Raw genomic sequence first — 1,465 nt, 5'->3', positions numbered from 1 at the left:
TAAAATGTACCCTTTGTAAAGGACAATTAAAAAAAGACTAGGCAATTTGAAGTAGATGATTTCTGTATTGTACAGGAGTCATCCTTTTTAAATTCCACTGATATCTGAAATGATTGTAGTAGATCATATAACTCTTGATCTCCTTCTTCAATTGATCCAATGTTTCACACGGTTTGATGGCAGCTTCATCTTTGAAATGCCCAAAAAATGATTCTTGTGGGGCGTTATCCCAACAGTTACCTCGTCGTGACATAGATTGTCCTAAACCGTATTTTTTCACAAGTTTTTGAAAAGTGGGGTTCGTATAGTGAAAGCCTTGGTCCGAGTGGATAAAGGCACCTTCTGCAAATTTAACCTGGCGATTATTTTTCAACTTAAGTAACGTGTCGGTGGCGATATCTAGTGTGATACGGTCAGACACTTGGTAAGCCAGTATTTCGTTTGTTGATCCGTCTTTTACAGTAGATAAATAGGCCTTCTTGCCTTTACCATAAAATAAATAAGTAATGTCTGTCAGAAGTACCTTACCAGGAATATTCTGCTTGAATTGACGGTTTAATAGGTTCGAGACAGTTCGGTGTTCCTTCGTTGCCTTCGCCATTTGGCGGTAAGGATTGGCTCGACGAATAGCGCAGATGATGCCATATTTTTTCATAATGCGTCGGATTCGTTTTAAGTTGTATACGGTGTTGAATTGACCTTCTAATGTCATCTTTATTTGGTGTGCACCCTTTTTACGTCTACGATATCGGAAGGCTTTGAGGATGATCTCCTTCATAATCTCGTCCTGCTTCTCTCGCTTGGTTCTGCGTTCTTGTGATGCCACAGAGAAGTAGTGATAGTATCCTGAACGCGATACACCGGCTACTTTACATAGATAGCTAATTTTATTTTTTAGTTTAAACTTTGAGTCAACAAATTGGATCAGTTGGAACTTCTCATCACTTCTTATTTTGATTTCTTTCTCATCATCCTCTCCATTTTGTCGAGCTTTTTTAGTAATTCATTCTCTGCTTTGAGTAAATTATTTTGTGCCTCCAACCGAGCATACTTCGCCTCTAAGGACAGTTCCTGTTCACTTGGTCTACCAGAATTACCTTTGCGTGTATCTTTAAGACCATCTAATCCATCTCTTTGATACGCGGATCTCCAACGTTTCGCAGCTGAGTGCACGCGATCCATTCCGAGGGTCTCAACATCGAAGCCACAAGCTTCAAAGATTTGTCTCGGTAACTTTCCCTTTTCATATTCAGCGATGAAGATACGTTTGAATTCATCTGTGTAAGTAATACCTTTTTCACTTATATTTTTCACGAATGGGTTCGCAATTAGTGGTTTGATTTCCTTCTTATTAAATAATTTTTGACTCATTATGAATCACTCCGTATTCTTTTTTTTCATTATATAGAAAAATACCCTATAGAGTAGACTTTTTTAAAGTGTCTATTCTATAGGGTACATTTTA

Annotated in this window: 1 protein-coding gene; it reads right to left on the bottom strand. The window is 37.9% G+C overall.

From position 1 onward, the window contains the following. Positions 1 to 37: 37 nt before the first annotated feature. A protein-coding gene (locus ACH8E3_RS16615) for an IS3 family transposase (RefSeq protein ID WP_458633760.1) occupies positions 38 to 1,371 on the bottom strand; the annotation gives its coding sequence in 2 pieces (ribosomal slippage) (positions 38 to 981 and positions 981 to 1,371; 1,335 coding nt in all). Positions 1,372 to 1,465: the final 94 nt, after the last annotated feature.

The sequence above is a fragment of the Paenibacillus sp. CMAA1364 genome, assembly GCF_054373195.1.
This window is presented reverse-complemented; position numbering and strand designations above follow the sequence as displayed.